Raw genomic sequence first — 1065 nt, forward strand, 5'->3', positions numbered from 1 at the left:
ACAGAAGAGCAAGTTTTCATCGCGGCTCATACCCCGCACAGTCGAGGAGAGCCCGCGTCATGTGCCGTTCGACGGCCTTCTCGCTGATCTCCATGTGCGCTGCAGTCTGTGCATAGCTCAGTCCGTGAATGCGTACAAGGATGAAAGCGTTGCGGCGCTTGCGGGGCATGTCTTCCAGCAGGGCCACCAGCCGTGCCAGTTGTTGCCGCGCGCTCACGTGGCGTTCCACCGACGGTGCGCTGTCGGCGCTCACCAGTGCCAGCGTGTCCAGCATCCGCTGCTCCGCCGCGCGGCGCACCGCCTGGCTCGCCAGCACGTTGCGGCCCGTCTGGTACAGCAGCGCGCGCGGCTCGAACACCGGGCCGCCCGCGTCCTGGTGAATCAGCACACGCGTGTATGCCTCTTGCACGACGTCCGCGGCGGTGTCGCCGTCGCCGGCCTTGCGGGTGAAATACCGCAGCAGTTCTCTGTAGTAGCGCTCGGGCACGTACACCTCAGCCGGTGTGGAACAGACAGGAAACTCCCGTCGTGACTGAGATGTAGCGGCGGCTGGATCTGTGGCGGGGGAGCGGAGGCCGAAATTATAGGGACGGCCCCCGCCGCGCGGCTCAGGCCGCCTGTTCTTCGCCCGCCTTGCGCCCCATCAGCCTTGCCGCCATGCGCTTCACCAGCAGGTAGAACAGCGGCACGAAGAAGATCCCCAAGGCCGTTGCCGCCAGCACGCCGCCGAACACGCCCGTGCCGATCGCGACCTGGCTGCCCGAGCCCGCGCCGGTGGCCACGGCCAGCGGAATCACGCCCGCCAGGAACGCCAGCGAGGTCATCAGAATCGGCCGCAGCCGCAGGCGCGCGCCTTCGGCCACCGCGTCCATCAGCGGCACGCCACGGCGCAGCGCGGCCTCCGCGAACTCGATGATCAAGATCGCGTTCTTGGCCGACAGCCCGATGGTCGCGAGCAGGCCCACCTGGAAGTAGATGTCGTTCGACAACCCGCGCAGCGCCGCCGCGATCACCGCGCCCAGCACGCCCAGCGGAATCACCAGCATCACCGAGAACGGCACCGAC

At 67.9% G+C, this 1065-nt stretch carries 2 protein-coding genes; both read right to left on the reverse strand.

Features of this window, described 5'->3' with window-relative positions; translation table 11 throughout:
* Window positions 1-16: 16 nt before the first annotated feature.
* On the reverse strand, window positions 17-493 hold the full coding sequence (locus DBV14_RS33085) for an RNA polymerase sigma factor (RefSeq protein ID WP_260397321.1): 477 nt from the start codon (window positions 491-493) through the stop codon (window positions 17-19).
* 115 nt (window positions 494-608) lie between these two features.
* Window positions 609-1065 (reverse strand): efflux RND transporter permease subunit (locus DBV14_RS33090; protein ID WP_185546211.1); only part of this gene is annotated, 457 nt, incomplete at its 5' end.

This window comes from Variovorax sp. KBW07 (assembly GCF_003852515.1).
Classification (GTDB): Bacteria; Pseudomonadota; Gammaproteobacteria; order Burkholderiales; family Burkholderiaceae_C; genus Variovorax.